Origin of the sequence: Sedimenticola sp. (assembly GCF_050289425.1) — a bacterium.
In the GTDB taxonomy this organism is placed as follows: Bacteria; Pseudomonadota; Gammaproteobacteria; order Chromatiales; family Chromatiaceae; genus Sedimenticola.
In genome coordinates, this window is the sequence record NZ_JBNKFS010000011.1 from 96,315 (window position 1) to 116,464 (window position 20,150).

The 20,150-nt window shown below is 56.8% G+C and carries 15 protein-coding genes; 10 read left to right on the forward strand and 5 right to left on the reverse strand.

Going from position 1 to position 20,150, the window contains the following annotated elements; genetic code table 11:
- Window positions 1–226: 226 nt before the first annotated feature.
- The 3 genes from leuB to leuC all read right to left on the reverse strand — a co-directional run bounded on the left by leuB (window position 227) and on the right by leuC (window position 3,424).
- A complete protein-coding gene (gene leuB, locus ACQY5R_RS09635; protein ID WP_428607489.1) occupies window positions 227–1,309 on the reverse strand; it encodes a 3-isopropylmalate dehydrogenase in 1,083 nt (360 codons plus the stop codon).
- Between the two features lie 67 nt (window positions 1,310–1,376).
- Window positions 1,377–2,021 carry a 3-isopropylmalate dehydratase small subunit gene (gene leuD / locus ACQY5R_RS09640; RefSeq protein ID WP_428607491.1) on the reverse strand — a complete coding sequence of 215 codons (645 nt, stop codon included), beginning with the start codon at window positions 2,019–2,021 and terminating at the stop codon, window positions 1,377–1,379.
- Window positions 2,021–3,424, reverse strand: coding sequence for a 3-isopropylmalate dehydratase large subunit (gene leuC, locus ACQY5R_RS09645; protein ID WP_428607494.1), 1,404 nt, complete (start codon window positions 3,422–3,424; stop codon window positions 2,021–2,023). The genes leuD and leuC overlap by 1 nt, the downstream gene beginning before the upstream one ends.
- Before the next feature lie 239 nt (window positions 3,425–3,663).
- Between leuC and ACQY5R_RS09650 the strand changes: the two genes are divergently transcribed.
- Window positions 3,664–4,560: a LysR family transcriptional regulator gene (locus tag ACQY5R_RS09650; RefSeq protein WP_428607496.1), complete on the forward strand. Its 897-nt coding sequence runs from the start codon at window positions 3,664–3,666 to the stop codon at window positions 4,558–4,560.
- Between the two features lie 86 nt (window positions 4,561–4,646).
- Here the strand turns inward: ACQY5R_RS09650 and narL are convergent, their stop codons facing one another.
- Complete coding sequence (gene narL, locus ACQY5R_RS09655) at window positions 4,647–5,300, reverse strand: two-component system response regulator NarL (protein ID WP_428607499.1); 654 nt, start codon at window positions 5,298–5,300, stop codon at window positions 4,647–4,649.
- Window positions 5,297–7,270 (reverse strand): histidine kinase, encoded by a 1,974-nt coding sequence (locus ACQY5R_RS09660; RefSeq protein WP_428607502.1) that lies wholly within the window; start codon window positions 7,268–7,270, stop codon window positions 5,297–5,299. Before ACQY5R_RS09660 ends, narL begins: the two co-directional genes overlap by 4 nt.
- A gap of 289 nt (window positions 7,271–7,559) precedes the next feature.
- On the opposite strand from ACQY5R_RS09660, the gene ACQY5R_RS09665 reads away from it, so the two are divergent.
- The 9 genes from ACQY5R_RS09665 (at window position 7,560) to ACQY5R_RS09705 (ending at window position 20,065) form a co-directional block, all read left to right on the forward strand.
- Window positions 7,560–8,999, forward strand: a complete 1,440-nt coding sequence (locus ACQY5R_RS09665) for an MFS transporter (protein ID WP_428607505.1) — start codon at window positions 7,560–7,562, stop codon at window positions 8,997–8,999.
- A 59-nt stretch (window positions 9,000–9,058) separates the two neighbouring features.
- Window positions 9,059–10,663 (forward strand): antiporter, encoded by a 1,605-nt coding sequence (locus ACQY5R_RS09670; protein WP_428607508.1) that lies wholly within the window; start codon window positions 9,059–9,061, stop codon window positions 10,661–10,663.
- 161 nt (window positions 10,664–10,824) lie between these two features.
- Window positions 10,825–14,586: a nitrate reductase subunit alpha gene (locus ACQY5R_RS09675; protein ID WP_428607510.1), complete on the forward strand. Its 3,762-nt coding sequence runs from the start codon at window positions 10,825–10,827 to the stop codon at window positions 14,584–14,586.
- A 69-nt stretch (window positions 14,587–14,655) separates the two neighbouring features.
- Complete coding sequence (narH, locus tag ACQY5R_RS09680) at window positions 14,656–16,215, forward strand: nitrate reductase subunit beta (RefSeq protein WP_428607513.1); 1,560 nt, start codon at window positions 14,656–14,658, stop codon at window positions 16,213–16,215.
- A gap of 14 nt (window positions 16,216–16,229) precedes the next feature.
- A complete protein-coding gene (gene narJ, locus ACQY5R_RS09685) occupies window positions 16,230–16,745 on the forward strand; it encodes a nitrate reductase molybdenum cofactor assembly chaperone (RefSeq protein ID WP_428607516.1) in 516 nt (171 codons plus the stop codon).
- A gap of 12 nt (window positions 16,746–16,757) precedes the next feature.
- Entirely contained in the window at window positions 16,758–17,453 is a 696-nt protein-coding gene (narI, locus tag ACQY5R_RS09690; protein WP_428607519.1) for a respiratory nitrate reductase subunit gamma, read from the forward strand.
- Between the two features lie 150 nt (window positions 17,454–17,603).
- On the forward strand, window positions 17,604–17,969 hold the full coding sequence (locus tag ACQY5R_RS09695; protein WP_428607522.1) for a TusE/DsrC/DsvC family sulfur relay protein: 366 nt from the start codon (window positions 17,604–17,606) through the stop codon (window positions 17,967–17,969).
- Window positions 17,970–18,066: 97 nt separating this feature from the next.
- Window positions 18,067–18,783, forward strand: a complete 717-nt coding sequence (locus ACQY5R_RS09700; protein ID WP_428607525.1) for an epoxyqueuosine reductase — start codon at window positions 18,067–18,069, stop codon at window positions 18,781–18,783.
- 112 nt (window positions 18,784–18,895) lie between these two features.
- Window positions 18,896–20,065, forward strand: a complete 1,170-nt coding sequence (locus ACQY5R_RS09705; RefSeq protein ID WP_428607528.1) for an MFS transporter — start codon at window positions 18,896–18,898, stop codon at window positions 20,063–20,065.
- The last annotated feature ends 85 nt before the right edge of the window (window positions 20,066–20,150 follow it).

Genomic DNA, 20,150 nt, shown 5'->3' on the forward strand with positions numbered 1-20,150 from the left:
GCAAGACCTACCGCCGGTGCGGCCAGACTCCGACCCCCTAGCGTAATCCAGCCCGGCTTATAGTATAAATCTCTCGCCAAGACGCCAAGCTCGCTAAGAAAACAAAACCTGCATCCTTCATGTAACATCAGACCCTGGTAAATGTCATGGCCTGAGGTCCACGCCAATTCCCCGGATTTTTATGCTTTGCGAACTTTGCGCCTTTGCGAGAACAATCGAGCGCGACTTACCTGGCCCGCAATGCGGCCACCACCGCGTCGCCCATCGCCTCGGTGCCCACTTTCTGAGTGCCCTCGGAGTAGATATCCGGGGTGCGCAAACCCTGATCCAGGGTTTTGTTCACCGCCCGTTCTACCCGGTCTGCCATGGCATCCTCATCCAGCGAGTAACGCAACATCATAGCCACAGAGAGAATGGTGGCCAGCGGATTGGCCACGCCCTGACCGGCGATATCCGGTGCGGAACCGTGGATCGGCTCATACATACCCTTGCCGTTCTCATCCAGCGAGGCGGACGGTAGCATACCGATAGAACCGGTCAGCATGGAAGCACAATCGGAGAGAATATCGCCAAACATATTGGTGGTAACCATGACGTCGAACTGCTTCGGCGCGCGTACCAGTTGCATGGCCGCGTTATCCACGTACATGTGGGAGAGTTCGACCTGCGGATAGTCTGCACCGACCTTGATCGCCACGTCGCGCCACATCTCGGTACACTCCAGTACATTGGCTTTGTCCACCGAACAGACCCGCTTATTGCGTTTCATGGCGATATCCATGGCCACGCGGACAATGCGATCCACCTCGGATTCGCGATAAATCAGGGTATTGAACCCCTCCTTCTCACCGTTCTCCAGCTCGCGTACGCCGCGCGGCTGACCGAAGTAAATGCCACCGGTCAACTCGCGTACGATCATGATATCGAGACCCGACACCACTTCCGGACGTAAGGTAGAGGCATCCGCCAATTGCGGATAGAGAATGGCGGGACGCAGATTGGCGAACAGTCCCAGCTCCTTACGAATACCGAGCAGACCCTTCTCCGGGCGCACTGAGATATCCAGCGGCTCCCACTTGGGACCACCCACGGCGCCCAACAGTACCGCATCGGCTTCCTTGGCCAGATTTAGCGTCGCCTCAGGCAGCGGATGGCCCGCCGCATCGTAGGCGGTACCGCCGATCAGCGCTTCATCCATCTCGATATCCAGCCCGTAATCGTCGCGCAGGCATGCCAGCACCTTAACCGCCTCGGTGACAATCTCCTGACCGATCCCATCACCCGGCAGTACCAGAATATTTTTACTCATGTTGTTATTAACCTATGTCTATGGTTCAACGATGCCGACAATCATTCGGCATCAAACTTCTCGCGTATCAGGCATCACCGAAGATCCACGGCGCCTTGGTCCGACGCTGCTGTTCAAAGGCGGCGATCTCGTCGCTATGGCGCAGGGTCAGACCGATATCGTCCAGCCCTTCCAGCAGACACTGCTTACGGAACTCATCCACTTCAAAGCCGATCACTTCACCATCCGAATGCGTCAGCGTCTGGGCCTGCAGGTCCACAGCGATCTGCAGTGCCTCATACCCGGTCGCCCTGGCAAACAGGCTATCTATCTGCGCGCCGCTGAGACGGATCGGCAGGATACCGTTCTTGAAGCAGTTGTTGAAAAAGATATCGGCAAAACTGGGCGCCAGGATCACCTTGAAGCCAAAATCGGCCAACGCCCAGGGGGCGTGTTCACGGGAGGAACCGCAACCGAAGTTATCCCGGGCCAGCAACAGCTGGGCACCGGCATAACGGGCGTCGTTGAGTACAAACGACTCGTTCAACGGCCGGTTGCTGCAGTCCATATCAGGCTCACCGTGATCCAGGTAACGCCATTCATCGAACAGATAGGGGCCAAAACCGGTACGTTTGATCGACTTCAGGAACTGTTTCGGAATAATGGCATCGGTATCCACATTGGAGCGATCCAACGGAGCCACCACACCGGTAAATGTCTTAAAAGCTTCCATCAGAGCCCCCTCACATCAACAAAATGACCCATTACGGCCGCCGCCGCGGCCATAGCCGGACTCACCAGATGGGTACGTCCACCCTGTCCCTGGCGCCCCTCGAAATTGCGGTTCGAGGTGGAGGCGCAGCGCTCGCCCGGTTTGAGCCGGTCCGCATTCATCGCCAGGCACATGGAACAGCCGGGTTCACGCCACTCGAAACCGGCCTCAATGAAGATTTTGTCCAGGCCTTCCGCCTCAGCCTGCTGCTTGACCAGACCGGTACCCGGCACCACCAGTGCCTGCACGATATTGGGCGCCACCTTGCGGCCCTTCGCCACTTCGGCGGCCGCTCGCAGATCCTCGATCCGGCCATTGGTGCAGGAACCGATAAATACATGATCCGGTCGAATTTCCACCAGCGGCGTGCCCGCTTCCAGTCCCATATACTGCAGGGCGCGACGCATGCCTTCCGCCTTGGTCGGATCTTTCTCTTGATCCGGGTCGGGCACGATACCGTCTACCGGCAGCACCATCTCGGGCGATGTGCCCCAGGTCACCTGGGGCTGGATTTCAGCGGCATCGATACGCACCACGGCATCATATTCGGCCCCGGCATCGGTGTGCAGGTCGCGCCAAGCCGCTTCGGCCTGATCCCACTGTGCACCCTTGGGTGCAAAGGGGCGCCCTTTTAGGTAGTTAATGGTGGTGTCATCCACCGCCACCAATCCGGCCCGTGCACCCGCCTCGATCGCCATGTTACAAACGGTCAAACGGCCTTCCATGCTCAGGGCGCGAATCGCTTCCCCACCGAACTCAATCACGTAACCGGTACCGCCGGCGGTTCCCAGGACACCGATAATCTTCAGCACGATATCCTTGGCGGTCACGCCGGGACCCACCTGGCCGTCAACGCTGACCAGCATGGATTTGGATTTCTTCTGAATCAGGGTCTGAGTAGCCAGTACATGCTCCACCTCAGAGGTACCGATACCAAATGCCAAAGCGCCAAAGGCACCGTGGGTGGCCGTGTGGGAGTCGCCGCAGACGACCGTCATACCGGGTAAGATCAGCGCCTGCTCGGCACCCATCACGTGCACGACACCCTGGCGCACATCGGACATGCCGAATTCGGTAATGCCGAACTCTTCGCAGTTGCGGTCCAGCGTCTCCACCTGTAGACGGGCGATCGGGTCATCGATACCGTTGGCCCGGCCTAGGGTCGGCACATTGTGATCCGGAGTCGCAATGGTGGCGCTTGTGCGCCAAGGTTTACGCCCGGAGATCCGCAGCCCCTCAAAAGCCTGGGGTGATGTCACCTCGTGCACCAATTGCCTATCTATATATAAGAGCGTGGTGCCGTCCTCGTCGGTCCGTACCACATGCTCTTGCCAAATCTTGTCGTAGAGTGTTTTTGCGCTCATCGTTCTGCCACCTAATGAATGGAGCTGAAAGCATAAACCCCGATCAAATATAAAACAAATTCATCTTTTTTATGTTTATAATTCTTTATAGGAATATAATATGCTGCCGGCCGGAGCCGGTATGCATTCCCACGCAGAGCGTGGGAACGAGAAAAGCACTGAGACCGGCAGGTTGGTTTAGCGGCGCACGGGCACTGCGCACCCAGGCGAGTGAATCGGACACATCTACAGGAATTTGCATGGAAATTAGCTCACTGAAGGCTTTCCTGGCAGTGGCGGAGAGCGCCTCTTTCTCCCTGGCCGCCGAACAGTTGCACCTGACTCAACCTGCCGTGAGCAAGCGTGTCGCATCGCTGGAAGAGGAGTTAAACACACGCCTGTTCGATCGCATCAGTCGCAAGATCAGTCTCACCGAGGCGGGCAGACAGTTGCTGCCCCGGGCTCGTCAAATGCTCTATGAGCTGGAGGATATCCGTCGCAGCATTTCCAACCTGACCGGCGAAGTGAGCGGCAAGTTAACCATGGGAACCAGCCACCATATCGGTCTACGACGATTACCACCGGCACTCAAACGTTATAGCCGACGCTATCCGGAAGTCCAGCTGGATATCCGCTTTATGGATTCGGAGACCGCCTGCAGCGCGGTGTTGCAGGGCGACCTGGAGCTAGCCATCGTCACCCTTCCCACTGAACCGATCGCCAACCTGACGACCCGCCCTATCTGGCATGATCCGTTACGCTTTGTCGTCTCGGCCGAACACCCGCTGGCCCGTCGTCGTCGGGTCTCCCTGGTCGATCTGATCGAGCATCAAGCCGTACTGGTAGCAAAAGGCACCTATACCCAGCGGATATTGGAGCAAGCCCTGCAACCGCTGGGGCTCGACCTGAAGATCGGCATGGCCACCAACTATTTTGAGACGCTGAAGATGATGGTTTCCATCGGCCTCGGCTGGAGCCTACTGCCGGAAACCATGACCCACGATCCGGAATTGAAGGTACTGGATATTTCTGAACTGCAACTGAGCCGAACCCTGGGAGCGGTCACCCACACCAATCGCTCGCTCTCCAACGCCGCACAGGCCATGGTGGATGCCTGCCTGGAAGATGCTGTCTTACCCGGGGATAGAGCACGGTAAACCATGCCCTCAGCCAACCGTCGTAGGGACAGACCCTCGTGCCGGCCATACGCCTCAACGACCAAGACATCGCAAAGGTCTGAGGGTCACCCCGCCGGACTGTTCTTGGTGCACCAGACCGCGGCTTCAAGACGGGTTCGCAGGTTCAGCTTCTTCAGTAAGTGTTTGACGTGTACTTTGATAGTGCCCTCGGCAATATCCAGCTCCCGGGCGATCTGCTTATTACTCATGCCGGTGGCGATCAGGTCGAGGATCTCCTCCTCGCGGTTGGTCAAGCCGGCTTCATTAGGTGTTTTGGGGCGCCCATCCTCACGTAACGCCCTGGCCAGCAACTCTGTCAGGCTGTCGGTAATCGCCAGACGGCCGGAGGCGGCAATCTGAATATGTTCCAACACGCTTTCCGGCTCCATATCTTTCAACAGATAACCATCTGCTCCCAGGCGCAGGGCGGCGGTGACGTCACTCTCGTTATTGGAGACGGTCAGCATCACCACATAGCTTTCCAGATCGGTTTGCTTTAGCGCCTTAAGGGTTTCCAATCCATCTATCCCTTTCATATTGAGATCGAGCAGGATCAATTCCGGCTTCAATTCTAGCGCCTTCGTCAATCCCTCCTCTCCCGATGAAGCCTCTGCCACCAGTTGCAATTCGGCATCCATGCCAATCAGGTCCGCCAGCCCTTTCCTAAATAACGGATGGTCATCAATGATCAGGATTGAAATCGGTTTTGTTTTACTCATAACTCTATGGAATCCACCTTTTCGTCGATCTCACCATGCCCCATCGTCTCTTGCCCCCGCTTATGCGCAGCGAATTCAAATACCACCTGGGTGCCACTCTCCGGTAGGGTTTCAACAGTCAGCGAGCCACCCAGGCTTCTAACCCGTTCATCCATAATGGCAAGTCCGTAGTGGCGCGCCCGCTCCGGTGAGGCGGGAATACCGCATCCGTCATCCTGTACGCATACCCGTATCGGTTCATCTTCACCACCACTCAAGATAACCCGTGCGGACTTTGCCCCGGAATGGCGAATCACATTTGACAGGGCTTCACGGATCACTTGCAGAACATGAATCTCTTCGTTTTCGCTGAGCTGCAGACCGTGCAAATCGAATTCCAATTGGATATCGATCTCACTGCGCCCACGAAACTCATTGACCGTATCTTCCAGTGCCTGCAGCAGACCTCTGCCATCCACTTTGAGACGGAAGGTAGTCAACAACTCCCTGAGTTGGCGATAGGCGCTACTGAGTCCTTCGCGAATCTCTTGCACCACATTCTGGATAGTCTCCTCATCGCGTGACTGCTTCAGTGCCATGTCCAGGCGGCTGACCTGAATTTTCAGGTAAGAGAGCGACTGGGCCAGCGAGTCATGCAACTCACGAGCGATAACACCGCGTTCCTCATATAGTGCCAAACGTCGATTGTAGGTGGTGCGATAGGCCACACTGATGGCCGCACCGATATGGTCCGCCACCGCCTCCAGCAACTGCTTTTGCCACACCTTGAGCAGGGTGCCCTCCGGGATAGCGATAAATAGAATACCATGTTGCTCATCCTGATCCCGTATCGGTATCGACAATACCCGGCGTACCGAATGGTCTGACTCTTGCCACTCCTTAATCTGCGTACCCTGCTGATTCATGCAGGATAGACACTCTTCCTGATTGCAGACCGTCGTGCCGGCGAAATTGCTGGAAGCCAGGGTAAACACTTCATCCCCCATCGATTTTGCCAAACAGATATTACCCGGACCGAAACCGACCACCTTCTCGATATCTTTCAGTAACTCCTCGTACATCTTGGGCGCGATATGGGTATCACTGAGGCGGCGGGTAGTCTTATAGAGCAGCTCCAGCGACCGGTTGCTGCGTTCCAGGTCAGCCGTCTTTTCCCGTACTCGATCTTCCAGATCGGCATACATTTTGGATAGGTCGTCCGCCATGCCGTTAAAGGCACTGCCCAACTGCCCCAATTCATCATTTTGTTGATGTTTGACGCGGACGGAAAAATCGCCCCGTCGTGCATGCTGGGCGAAGCGCAATAGATCCCGTAGCGGCGGCAATACCACCGCCTGCACCAGGTACATGGTGTAGAACACCATACCCAGAGTAAGAAACATGGAATTGATCTGAATAACGCGTAGCCAGCGTATTTTCGACTCTGCCCCCTCTTCCAACAGTCTGACCAAGTGGTCGATGTCCGCCACAAATCGATCGACGATCGAAACATACCGCTCCCGAATATTCTTCTGGGTGGCAATCCAAAGCTGGCGGTCATCGGCATTGGCGGGGGCGTACGCATGACCCTGAGGTGCCACCATACTGACATAGACCGTCAGCACCGGCTTGATCTTCTTATGCCACTGCTGATTGATGCGGTTGTAAGCTTTTCGCAGCGGATGGTCTGGGGCATCCGGCAACACCGTCGTCAGCCGCGGGCTGACCAGCCGCTGCTCAAACTCATCAACCAGCTGATCGGTCAGTTTCCAGTAGTTTTCGGCATCGATGTCCGATTGATAGACCAGACGCGTGGCGATGCGGTAGGACTGCATGCGCAGCGTGCCGGCCTGGTTGATGGCGGCAGCATGTCCCTGGGTCATCTCTTCAATAATGATGGAACCCAGCATGGTCAGAAAACCAAGCAGGAAGATGATAGCCATGGAGATACCCATGCGCAGGACAATCGAATTTTTAAACTGCTGAGCCATGGACCGATATTATCTTCTCCAGCGGACAGCACCAAGGTCTTTAGCAGTACCACCTTAAATTTTAAACGGTTAATCGAGCACTACGCCCCGCACCTCGTTTAAATATTTTACCCTTTACTTTCATAGACTTTCTCCATCTACCCCTTCTACCTCTTTAGTGGTATTCCGAGCCGCTTCAGCCAATTTAACCCCACTTCCACAACCGTTATATAGGTATAGACTTCGCCCCACATTCCTCATGAGTGGGCTGTTTCTTCTCAATAATTTGTAATCACAGGTATTGAAAAACATGGCTAGTCAGCAAAGAAAAGCAATATCCGTGCTGAGCATGAATACCATCGCCTTTACTGCTTGTTTCGCGGTCTGGGTGATGTTCTCCATCATCGGCATCCCCATCAAACAACTACTCACCCTGAACGACACGCAGTTCGGTCTGCTGATTGCCACACCCATTCTGACCGGTTCCCTGGTCCGCCTGCCGGTCGGTATGCTGACCGACAAGTTCGGCGGACGTATCGTCTACTTCGTACTGATGTGCGCCATGCTGATCCCGCTCTGGTTTATCGGCAGCGCCACCCGATATTGGCAGTTCCTGGTTCTGGGTCTGTTTGTCGGTATCGCCGGCGCCTCCTTCTCTGTCGGTATCGCTTACACCGCTCGCTGGTTTCCCAAGGAGAAGCAGGGCTTTGCCATGGGTATCTTCGGTGCCGGTAACGCCGGGGCCGCACTGACCAAGTTCGTCGCCCCCACGCTGGTGGTCTCCTACGGCTGGACCATGGTGCCCAAGGTCTACGCCGTCGCCATGGCGGTGGTGGTAATCCTGTTCTGGATGTTCACCTATGAAGATCCCGATCATAAGGTGTGCAAAAGTATTACCGTCAAGGAACAGCTCCAAGCATTAAAGGATCCCCGGGTATGGAAATACTGCCAGTACTATTCGCTGGTATTCGGCGGTTTTGTCGGCCTCTCCTTGTGGATGACCAAATACTATATCAGCGAGTATGGCTTCGACCTGACCCATGCCGCCCTGCTGGCCGCTGTGTTCGTTCTACCCTCCGGTGTTATCCGCGCCCTCGGCGGCTGGTTCTCCGACAAATACGGTGCCTACAAGGTGACCTGGTGGGTCATGTGGATCTCCTGGATCTGCCTGTTCATGATGTCCTACCCACAGACCATACTCACCATCAAAACCATTAACGGTCCGCTCACTATCGACCTGGGCCACAACGTCTGGTTCTTTACCACCCTGTTGTTCATTGTCGGTATCGCCTGGGGCTTCGGTAAGGCATCCGTATTCAAGTTCCTGTCGGACGAGTATCCCGACAACATCGGTGTGGTCTCCGGTATCGTCGGCCTGGCCGGCGGCATGGGCGGCTTCCTGCTGCCGATCATGTTCGGCGCCATGAAAGATCTCACCGGCATCAATTCCACCGTGTTCATGCTGCTCTACGGCGCCACCTGCGTCTCTCTGATCTGGATGCACTACACCTTCGCCAAGGAGCATCAGGAACAGGATATGGAGATCGCCAAAGAACATGCGGTAGACGAGTACGTACGTTCCCACGAAAACCCCGAAGAGTACGCCGCCGCCAAGGCTGCCGTGGAACAGGCTCACCTGCTGGAAGAGCTGATCGCCAAGTACACCGAATCGAAACAGAAGGCAAAGCTGGAGGCTAATGACATTCGTCTGGATCAGCTGAAGGCGGCCGCCGTGGACACCCTTGAGTAACACCCAAAGCACTAAAAGATAACGATTAAGTAGTAACAATCTTATTAAGAGAGGCAATTATGTCTGATTTACAAAAATGGGATGTGGAAGACACCCAATTCTGGGAGTCAGAGGGCAAGCGGATCGCCAACCGCAACCTCTGGATCTCAATCCCCAGCCTGCTGTGCGGCTTCGCCGTCTGGCTCTACTGGGGTATCATCACCGTACAGATGCTCAACCTGGGCTTCCCGTTCGCCAAATCCGAACTGTTCACCCTGGCGGCCATCGCCGGTCTGACCGGTGCCACGCTACGTATCCCCAGCAGCTTCTTCATCCGTATCGCAGGTGGCCGTAACACCATCTTCTTCACCACCGCACTGCTGATGCTGCCGGCTATCGGTGCCGGTATCGCCCTGCAGGACAAGACTACCCCGCTGTGGGTATTCCAAGGCCTGGCCTTCCTGTCCGGCTTCGGTGGTGGCAACTTCGCCTCTTCCATGTCCAACATCAGCTTCTTCTTTCCCAAACGCCAGCAGGGTCTGGCACTGGGTCTGAACGCGGGTCTGGGCAACGCCGGTGTGACCACCATGCAGATCCTGGTTCCGCTGGTGATGACCTTCGGCATCTTCGGTGGTGAGCCGATGATCCTGGAGAACACCTCCGGGACCCTGATCGGCAAGATTCCGGCCGGCACCGAGAGCTACATCCACAACGCCGGCTATGTCTGGTTGCTGCTGTTGATCCCACTGGCGTTTGCCGGCTGGTTCGGTATGAATAACATCCGTACCGATGATGTTTCACCCCACATTGGCTCCCCCTTTGGCGCCATGACCAAGATCACCGGTATGTTGCTGATCGGCTTCATTACCGCCGCCGTCGGTCTCTACATCATCCTGCCGGCACCCACCGGTCTGGGCGCACCCGGCTGGGCCAAGTGGCCAGTCATTGCCGGCATCCTGTTCGGCACTGTCATGTTGATGAAGCTGATCCCCGGCGACATCAAGCCGAACCTGCAGCGTCAGTTCAAAATCTTCAGCAACAAACACACCTGGATCATGAGCGTCATCTACACCATGACCTTCGGCAGCTTCATCGGTTACTCAGCCGGTTTCGCCCTGGCCATCAAGGTGGTATTCGGTTACCAGCACCTGTTGGTCGACGGTGTGCTGACCCACAACACCGCCAACGCCAATGGCCCTTCGGCCCTGATGTACGCCTGGATGGGCCCCTTCATCGGCGCCCTAATCCGTCCGGTCGGCGGCTGGATTGCGGATAAGGTCGGTGGCGCCAAGGTGACCCAGTTGGTCTCTATCGTCATGATCGGTAGCGCGCTGGGCGTGGCTTACTTCCTCAAGGCCGCTTATGCGTCCGCTACCCCGGAAGAGTTTTTCGTACCCTTCCTGATCCTGTTCCTGGTGCTGTTCGCGGCTACCGGTATCGGTAACGGCTCCACCTTCCGCACCATCGCCATGGTGTTTAACAAAGAGCAGGCGGGCCCCGCTCTGGGCTGGACTTCCGCCGTTGCCGCTTACGGCGCATTCATTATTCCGAAGGTGTTCGGTGAGCAGATCAAACTGGCCACCCCGGAATACGCCCTGTACGGCTTCGCCATCTTCTATCTGGTTTGTCTGATCCTCAACTGGTGGTACTACCTCGGCCCGAAGCGTGAGTACGACAATCCATAAGCATTCAGGCTGATCATCTGAGTTAAAAGGGTCTGGAGCAGGCCCACCATCCACACGTGCTTAGCTCATGCGGATACTTACCCCCCAATCCGGGCCTGCTCCAACTTAACACTGTTTTAGTAATTAGCACGTTGATGCAACATGCTTAAAGGAGATACACAATGAGCCACTTTCTTGACCGCCTGAGGTTTTTCAAGAAGGTCCAGGGGACCTTCTCCAAGGGCCACGGTATAGTGACTAACGAAGATCGCCAGTGGGAGGATACCTATCGTAACCGCTGGCGCCATGACAAGGTGGTCCGTTCCACCCATGGCGTGAACTGTACCGGTGGATGTTCTTGGAAAATCTATGTCAAGAATGGTCTGGTTGCCTACGAAATGCAGCAGACCGATTATCCGGAAACCCGTCCCGATCTGCCCAACCACGAGCCTCGTGGCTGCCAGCGCGGCGCCTCTTTCTCCTGGTATCTGTATAGCCCGCACCGGATCAAGTATCCGCTGGTACGCGGCCGTCTGATCGATCTCTACCGTACCGAGCGCAAAAGTGGCAAGGACCCGGTAGAAGCTTGGGAAGCGATCCAGAGCGATCCGGCAAAACGCAAGAGCTACACCGCCGTACGTGGCCTGGGTGGCTTCGTTCGTTCCAATTGGGAAGAGCTGACCGAAATTATCGCAGCCGCCAACGTTTATACCATTAAGAAATGGGGTCCGGACCGCATCTACGGTTTCTCCCCCATTCCCGCCATGTCCATGATCAGTTATGCAGCCGGCTCCCGCTATCTGTCATTGATCGGCGGCGCCTGCGGCTCCTTCTACGACTGGTATTGCGATCTCCCCGCCGCCTCCCCACAGGTATGGGGCGAGCAGACCGACGTGCCGGAAGCGGCCGACTGGTACAACTCCAAATACATCATCATCTGCGGCGCCAACCTGCCGATGACCCGTACCCCGGATGCACATTTCGCCATCGAGTCCCGTTACAACGGCACCAAGGTGGTCTCCATGGCACCGGACTATGCCGAGTTCGTGAAATTCGCCGATCTCTGGATGCCGGTTAAACAGGGTACCGACTCCGCCGCCTTCATGGCCATGGGTCATGTAGCGCTGAACGAGTTCCACATCAAGAAACAGGACCCCTACTTCCAGGAGTATGTCCGCACCTACACCGATATGCCGATGCAGGTGATGCTGCGTAAAGACGGTGACCGTTATGTGTCCGGTCGTTTCCTGCGTGCTACCGACTTCGACAACAACATGGGCGAGTCCAATAACCCGGAGTGGAAGACGGTCGTCTATGACACAGCCAGCAAATCCTTTGTCGTGCCAAACGGCTCCGTCGGTTTCCGCTGGGGCGAGGAAGGCAAGTGGAACCTGCTGCCGAAGAACGCCGCCAACCAGGAAGATATCGAAGCCGAGCTCACCTGTATCGACAACCGTGACGACGTGGTCACCGTGGCCTTCCCTCACTTCACCGAGGGAGAGGATGACACCCTGCTGCGCAACATCCCGGTGCGTAAGCTGAAGCTGGCTTCCGGTGAAGAGGTGTATGTCACCTCCGTATTCGACCTGATGGTCTCCCAATACGGTATCGATCGCGGCCTGGGCGATAACCTGGCCACCTCTTACGACGACGAGACCGTCGCCTACACCCCGGCCTGGGGCTCCAAGGTCACCGGCATCAAGACCGCCGACCTGATCCGCACCGGCCGTGAGTTCGCCGAAAACGCCTCCAAGACCCGTGGTAAATCCATGGTCATCATGGGCGCCGCCATCAACCACTGGTACCACAACGATCTGGGCTATCGCTCGATCATGAACATCCTGCATATCTGCGGCTGTGTGGGTCAGTCCGGTGGTGGCTGGGCACACTACGTGGGCCAGGAAAAGCTGCGTCCGCAGGCCGGTTGGGCACCGATCGCCTTTGCCCTCGACTGGCACCGTCCGCCACGTCACATGAACAGCACCACTTACTGGTACTTCCATACCGACCAATGGCGCTATGAGAAGGTCGAGGCCGACAACATCCTCGGTTCCACCGCCACCGCCAAGTACCGCGGTTACCAGATCGCCGACTACAATGCTGTCTCCCAGCGACTGGGCTGGTTGCCGTCCGCACCACACTTCAACAAGAACCCGTTGGAGATCGTCAAGGCAGCGGAAGCGGCCGGTGCTACCGACGAGGCCGGCGTGGCCCAATACATGGCCGAGCAGTTGAAGAGCGGCGACATGGCGTTCTCCATCGAGGATATCGATGCGGAAGAGAACCATCCTCGCAACCTGTTCGTCTGGCGCGCCAACCTGATCGGTTGTTCCGCCAAGGGTCATGAGTACTTCCTCAAGCATTTGTTGGGCGCTCAGAACGGCGTGATGCAGGAAGGCACCGAAGGGGTCAATTGCAAAGAGATCAAGTGGCGTGAACAAGCCCCGGTGGGCAAGCTGGACCTGATGGTGGATATCAACTTCCGCCTTAACTCGACCGGCGCCTACTCGGACATCATCCTGCCGACCGCCACCTGGTACGAGAAGGCCGACCTTAACACCACCGACATGCACCCGTTCGTGCATCCGCTGGGCAAGGCGGTCGATCCGGCATTCGAGTCCAAGTCCGACTGGCAGATCTTCAAGACCATCGCCAAGAAGTTCTCCGAGATCGCCGACAAGCACCTCGGCACCGTCAAGGACGTGGTCTCCCTGCCAATGCAGCACGACTCCCCGATGGCCCTGGCCCAGCCCTATGGCGAGGTCAAGGACTGGAAGCGCGGCGAGTGCGACCTGATCCCGGGCAAGACCGCACCGCTGTTCAAGGTAGTGGAACGCGATTACGCCAACACCTACAAGAAGTACACCTCGGTGGGCCCGCTGATGAACAAACTGGGCAACAACATCAAGGGTCTGGACTGGAACACCGATCTCGAAATCGATCAGCTGAAGGTCCACAACGGCGTGATCACCGAGGAGGGTATCTCCCAGGGTCGTCCGTCACTGATGGAAGACGTGCAAGTGTGCGACACCGTGCTGCAGATGGCACCGGAAACCAACGGCGAGGTGGCCCACAAGTCCTGGTCCGCCCTGTCCAAGAAGACCGGCATCAACCACAGCCACCTGTACGAAGGCCGTCACGAAGAGAAGATCCGTTATCACGACATCGTGGCACAACCGCGCAAGATCATTACCGCACCGACCTGGTCCGGTATCGAATCCGAAGAGGTGAGCTACAACGCCTGTTACACCAACATCCATGAGCACATTCCGTTCCGTACCCTGACCGGTCGTGCCTCGTTCTATCTCGACCACGAGTGGATGCTGGACTTCGGCGAGGGTCTCTGCTGCTTCCGTCCGCCACAGGACTTGGGCGCGCACACGAATCTGCCCAAAGAGCTGGCGAAAAAGCTGGAAGGCAAGAAGACCCTGACCCTGAACTGGATCACCCCGCACTCCAAGTGGGGCATCCACTCCTCTTATCAGGACAACCTGCGCATGCTGACCCTGTTCCGCGGCGGCCCCTACTTCTGGGTCAACGAGGACGAGGCCAAGAGTATCGGCATCAAGGACAACGACTGGGTCGAGGCGGTCAATGCCAACGGCGCCACCGTAGCCCGTGTCGTCGTCAGCCAGCGTGTACCGAAAGGCATGGCCATCATGTACCACGCCCAGGAGAAGAACGTGAACGTCCCGGGTTCCAACACCACCGGTAAACGTGGCGGCATTCTCAACTCGGTGACCAAGGTAGTGATGAAACCGACCAACATGATCGGCGGTTACGCCCAGCTCTCCTACTCCTTCAACTACTACGGGACGGTAGGCAGCCAGCGTGACGAAAACGTCATCGTGCACAAGATCGAAGATGCCGATGTGAACTGGTTAGAGGGTGATCTGACACCGGAACGCGAGGCTCAACTGAATCCGGAAGGAATCAACAACTGAGTCTTTGAATCGCAACCTGCGGGGTGGCAACACCCCGCACCCGGTGGAAAGAATATTGAGGAATAAAAGATGAATATACGTGCACAAATTGCAATGGTCCTGAACCTGGACAAGTGCATCGGTTGCCACACCTGTTCTGTAACCTGCAAGAACATCTGGACCAACCGTAAGGGTGTCGAGTACGCCTGGTTCAACAACGTCGAATCCAAGCCCGGTATCGGTTTCCCCAAAGAGTGGGAAAACCAGGAGAAGTGGAAAGGCGGCTGGAAGAAAGAGAACGGCCAGCTGGAACTGAAGGCCGGCGGCCGCATCAGCAAGTTGCTGAACATCTTCGCCAACCCGGACATGCCGGAGATCGACGACTACTACGAGCCGTTCGACTACGACTACCCCAAACTGCAGAACAAGCCCCTCTCCGAGGCGGCCCCGACTGCCCGTCCGCTGTCCCAGATCACCGGCGAGCGGATGGAAAAGATCCAGTGGGGTCCCAACTGGGAAGACGATCTGGCGGGTGAGTTCGAGAGCCGCTCGGTGGATCAGAACTTCAAGGGCATCCAGAAGCAGATCTACAAGGAGTTCGAAAAGACCTTCCACATGTATCTGCCGAGACTGTGTAACCACTGTCTGAATCCGGCTTGTGTGGCCAGCTGTCCTTCCGGCGCCATCTACAAGCGTGACGAGGACGGTGCCGTGCTGATCGATCAGGATCGCTGCCGCGGCTGGCGCATGTGTGTCAGCGCCTGCCCGTACAAAAAGATCTACTTCAACTGGGAGTCCGGCAAATCCGAGAAGTGTATCCTCTGCTATCCGCGTATCGAGTCCGGCATGCCGACCGCTTGTGCCGAGTCTTGCGTCGGTCGTATCCGCTATATGGGTGTGGTGCTGTATGACGCCGACAAGATCAGCGATGCCGCTGCCGTAGCCGGAGAAAAGGATCTGTACAACTCACAGATGAACATCTTCCTCGATCCGAACGATCCGGAAGTGATCCGTCAGGCGCAAGAACAGGGCATTCCGGACACCTGGCTGGAAGCGGCCAAGCGTTCGCCGGTGTACAAGATGGCTATCGAGTGGAAGATCGCCTTCCCGCTGCATCCGGAGTATCGCACCATGCCGATGATGTGGTACGTGCCCCCGCTGTCACCGGTACAGAGCCAGATCGACCAGGGTACCCTGCCGACCGAAGCCGATGGCTGTATCCCCAAGGCCGAAGCACTGCGTTTCCCGGTCCAGTATCTCGCCAACCTGCTCACCGCCGGTGACGAGAAACCGATAGTCAGTGCCTTGAACCGTCTACTGGCGATGCGCAGCAACCAACGCTCCAAGAATGTGGAGGGCACCACCAATACGGCAGCGCTGGAAGCGGCAGGCCTGACCGAGGCGCAATCTGACGAGATGTACCAGATGCTCGGTATCGCCAACTACAACGACCGTTTTGTCATCCCGACCGCCAACGAGGCGCTGGCACAGGAAGATCCCTATGCCTTCCAGGGTCAGAACGGTTTCTCCGCGGGCAACATCAGCTCCCAGGGCAGCGACGGCGGCGAAGGGTTCACTCTGTTCCCGACTCCGCGCAAGCGTACCCACACTCCGCAGGGCATTCAGCCGCGGAAAAAAGATACGGTTTAACGGGAGACAAAACGATGCTTATCTACAACATCATGGCCCGACTGCTCGATTATCCGGATGAAGAGCTGATGGAAAACCTGCCTGAGATCATCGACGCCATCAAACAGGATGACGCCATTGGTCCACAGGAACAGGAAGATCTGCTCAATCTCATCTCCTGGATAAACATGCACGACCTGACCGGCCTGCAGAGCCAATATGTCCAGACTTTCGATATGGTTCCGGAGCACGACCTGCACCTCACCCATCACCTGTTCGGTGATGACCGGGGTCGGGGTCCTGCCCTGATCGACCTGTCTGAGTACTACAAGGCCAGCGGCCTGGAAGTAGAGGGGAAAGAGATCCCCGACTTTCTGCCGCTGATCCTGGAGTATGTCTCCACCCTGGATGACCTGCAGGCGCGGGTCTTCCTGGGAGACGCCAGCAAAGTATTGAAGGTGATTGGCGACAATCTGGAAAAGGCCGAGAGCCCCTACGCGCGGATTCTTCGCATTGTTGAAAACCGTGGACATCTGGCCCAAGCAGCCTGAGGAGCGTTTTGAATGACACTGAATAACTTCTTTTTTGGGGCTTACCCCTATCTGGCCGGTACCATCTTCCTGCTGGGAAGCTGGCTCCGTTTCGATCGTGAACAGTACACCTGGAAGGCCGATTCCAGCCAGTTGCTGAGCAGCAAGAACATGCGCATTGCCAGCAACCTGTTTCACGTCGGTATCCTGGCGGTCTTTTTCGGCCATCTGGTCGGCATGCTGACCCCGCACAGCTGGTTCCTGGCGTTGGGTATCTCCGATACCACCCACCAGTACATCGCCATCTATGCCGGTCTGATCTTCGGCAGCCTGTGCCTAATCGGTGCCCTGATGCTGCTGTTGCGTCGTCTCAACGAGCCGCGCGTCCGTGCGGTGAGCCGTCAGCGTGACACCTTCATCATCGGCTGGCTGCTGGCTACGGTTGCCCTGGGCCTGAGCACCACAGTCATCTCCTTTGAACACGCCTCGCATGGCGATGCCGGCACCATGATCGCCCTGACCGAATGGGTGAAGAGCGTCGCTACCCTGAGCGTAGACCCCAGCTTGATCAAAGATGTCAGTTTCATCTTCAAGCTGCACATGTTCTTCGGCATGACGGTGTTCCTGCTGTTCCCGTTCACCCGTCTGGTCCATGTCTGGAGCGTACCGCTGAGCTATGTCAGTCGCCCCTACCAGATCGTACGGTTGAAAAAGATCCGCATGAACTGAGTATTGGGTTATATCCGGTGCTGAGGTACGCTTGCCCAGCCAAAAGAGTGCGCTGAGACGCATCCAGGAGTAGGTACCCTCAGGCTACGACCGGACAAAAGCAGTAGTAAAGAGGGGGCATTGGCCCCCTCTTTTTTCGGAGGTTAACAGATGAAAACAAACCCTTTTGCCATACGCACCGAATATGTCACGGTGAACGATCAATTGATCGCCACCGACCAGGAAGGCTATATCCAGGACATGGACGAATGGTCCGAAGGATTTGCCGTGGCACAAGCTGCAAAAGAGAACTTGACGCTGACGGATGAACACTGGGACGTTATCCACTTCATCCGCCATTATTACCAGGAGCACCATGTCCAGGCCCAGGTGCGGGACATGATCAAACACTTCAAGAAGGTCTGGGGCAGTGATCGGGGGAATAACCGCTATCTGCACGATATCTTCCCGATGGGCGGCCCACAAAAACAGGGCAACCGGTTGGCCGGTATCCGTAAAACCAAGGGCGAACATTGATCGGTCTCCGTCCCGGTCCGCGCTACACCGCAACTTGAAGGTTTGAAGCGTGCTCCCTGAACGATAATCCAGTGGGTGGATTAGCAGCAAGGCAGCCATGACATTTACCGATACCATCAAGCAAACCATCACCCAACTGGGTGCCGATCTGGTCGGCATCGCCGATGCCGACCCCTTGCGGGCGCTGAAGACCGATCCCCCCGACCTGCTGCAACCCTATACCCGAGCCGTCGCTATCGCACTACGCGTTCCCAACGATGTATTCGAAACCATCCAGGAGCAACCCACCCCCATCTACGCCACCGCCTATCAGGCATCCAACCGGATCCTGGATGAGATTGCCCTGAAAGCGGCGAATCATCTGCAGCACAGCGGATATCGCGCTCTCCCCGTGCCGGCGGCCCAGATCCTGGACCGTCAGAACTGGTACGGTGCCATTAGCCACAAGGCCGTCGCGCGCCTAGCGGGCCTCGGCTGGCAGGGGAAGAACCTGTTGCTGATCACCCCGGAGTACGGTTCCCGGGTGCGGCTGGTTACGCTGCTCACCGATGCACCGCTGGCGGTGGATGCACCGATCGAAAATCTCTGCGGCAAATGCCGGCTCTGTGTCGACGCCTGCCCGGTGGATGCCATCCACAACGTCAACACCGACTCCCACTACAGCAGCCGGGAAGAAGCCATCGACCTGCAGCGCTGTGCCGAAAAAGTGACCGTCGAATTCGCCGGCCTGCCACACATCGGCGCCCCCATGTGTGGCATCTGCATCAAAGTATGCCCGTTTGGACGCCGTATCAGGCGTGTCGAGGAGGCCTGAATCGGCGATTCCCGGCAAACGCCGGTTGATTTTGCAATCCGCCCGTCGATAATGCACGAAGTCTTCAGGCCGCGAGAGCCCTGCTCCTGCATCGACCCCGGGTAGTTATCGGTTGAATAAAAACGTAATACTGCTGGCGCTTTGTCAGGCCCTGCTCACCACTGGCAACGTGTTGCTGGTGTCGGTGAACGGCCTGGTCGGTCGTCTCATTGCGATTGATCCGGCCCTCACCACCCTGCCGGTGGCGTTGCAGTTTATCGGGTTGATGGCCGCCACTATCCCCGCCTCTCTGATTATGCAACGCATCGGGCGTAAAAAAGGCTTCTACCTGGGCAACGGTTTGGCGGTCATCGGTAGCCTGATCTGCCTGTTTGCTCTGCCTGAGGCACACTTCTGGCTTTTCTGCAGCGGCACCTTTCTACTGGGTATCGGCATCGGGTTCGGTACCCTGTATCGCTTCGCCGCCGTGGAGGTGGCCAATACCAGCCAGGAGAGCAGAGCGATCTCCCTGGTGATGGCCGGTGGTGTACTGGCTGCCATCGTCGGCCCCACACTGGCCCTGTATAGCCGACACTGGATCACCGACACACCGTTTGCCGGCAGTTACCTTGGATTGCTGGGGCTCTATGTGATTACCCTTTTGCTGCTGTTTAACGTCCAGATTAGTCCTTCGGAGACCGAGTCCCACTCGGCACCTGCCCGCCCGCTGAATGATATTCTGCGTCAGGACCGGTTTCTGGTGGCGGTATTGGCAGCAATGAGCAGTTACGCGGTGATGAACCTGATCATGACCGCCACCCCGCTGGCCATGGAGCGCCTGGGGTACAGCTTTGCTTCCACCACCAGCGTTATCAAATGGCATGTACTGGGGATGTTTGCACCCTCTTTCTTTACCGGCCATCTGATTCAGCGCTTTGGCACCTTGCGAATGATTAAATTTGGCGCGCTGCTGATTCTGCTGTGTATCAGCATTAATTTGGGCGGCACCAGCGAGTGGCACTTCTGGTGTGCCCTGCTGTTGCTCGGCATCGGTTGGAATTTTATGTTCATCAGCGCCACTCAACTCCTGACCGGCGCCTACAGTCAGTCTGAAAAGGCTAAGGCGCAGGCCAGCAATGAGTTTATGGTCTTCGGCATGGTCACCCTGTCCGCTTTTGGCTCCGGTTGGCTGGAGGCCAGTATAGGCTGGCAGTCACTAAACACCTGGATGCTCCCGGTGATGCTGGCCACCCTCACCATCATCTATCAAAGAGGGCGTTTTGCGACGGCCGATTCCCGTTAGACGATAGCCACAGCCACAATGAAGTACGCATTAACGGCATAAATATGCAAGAATTGGCCGATTTTCCATCCCACACTTGAGAGCC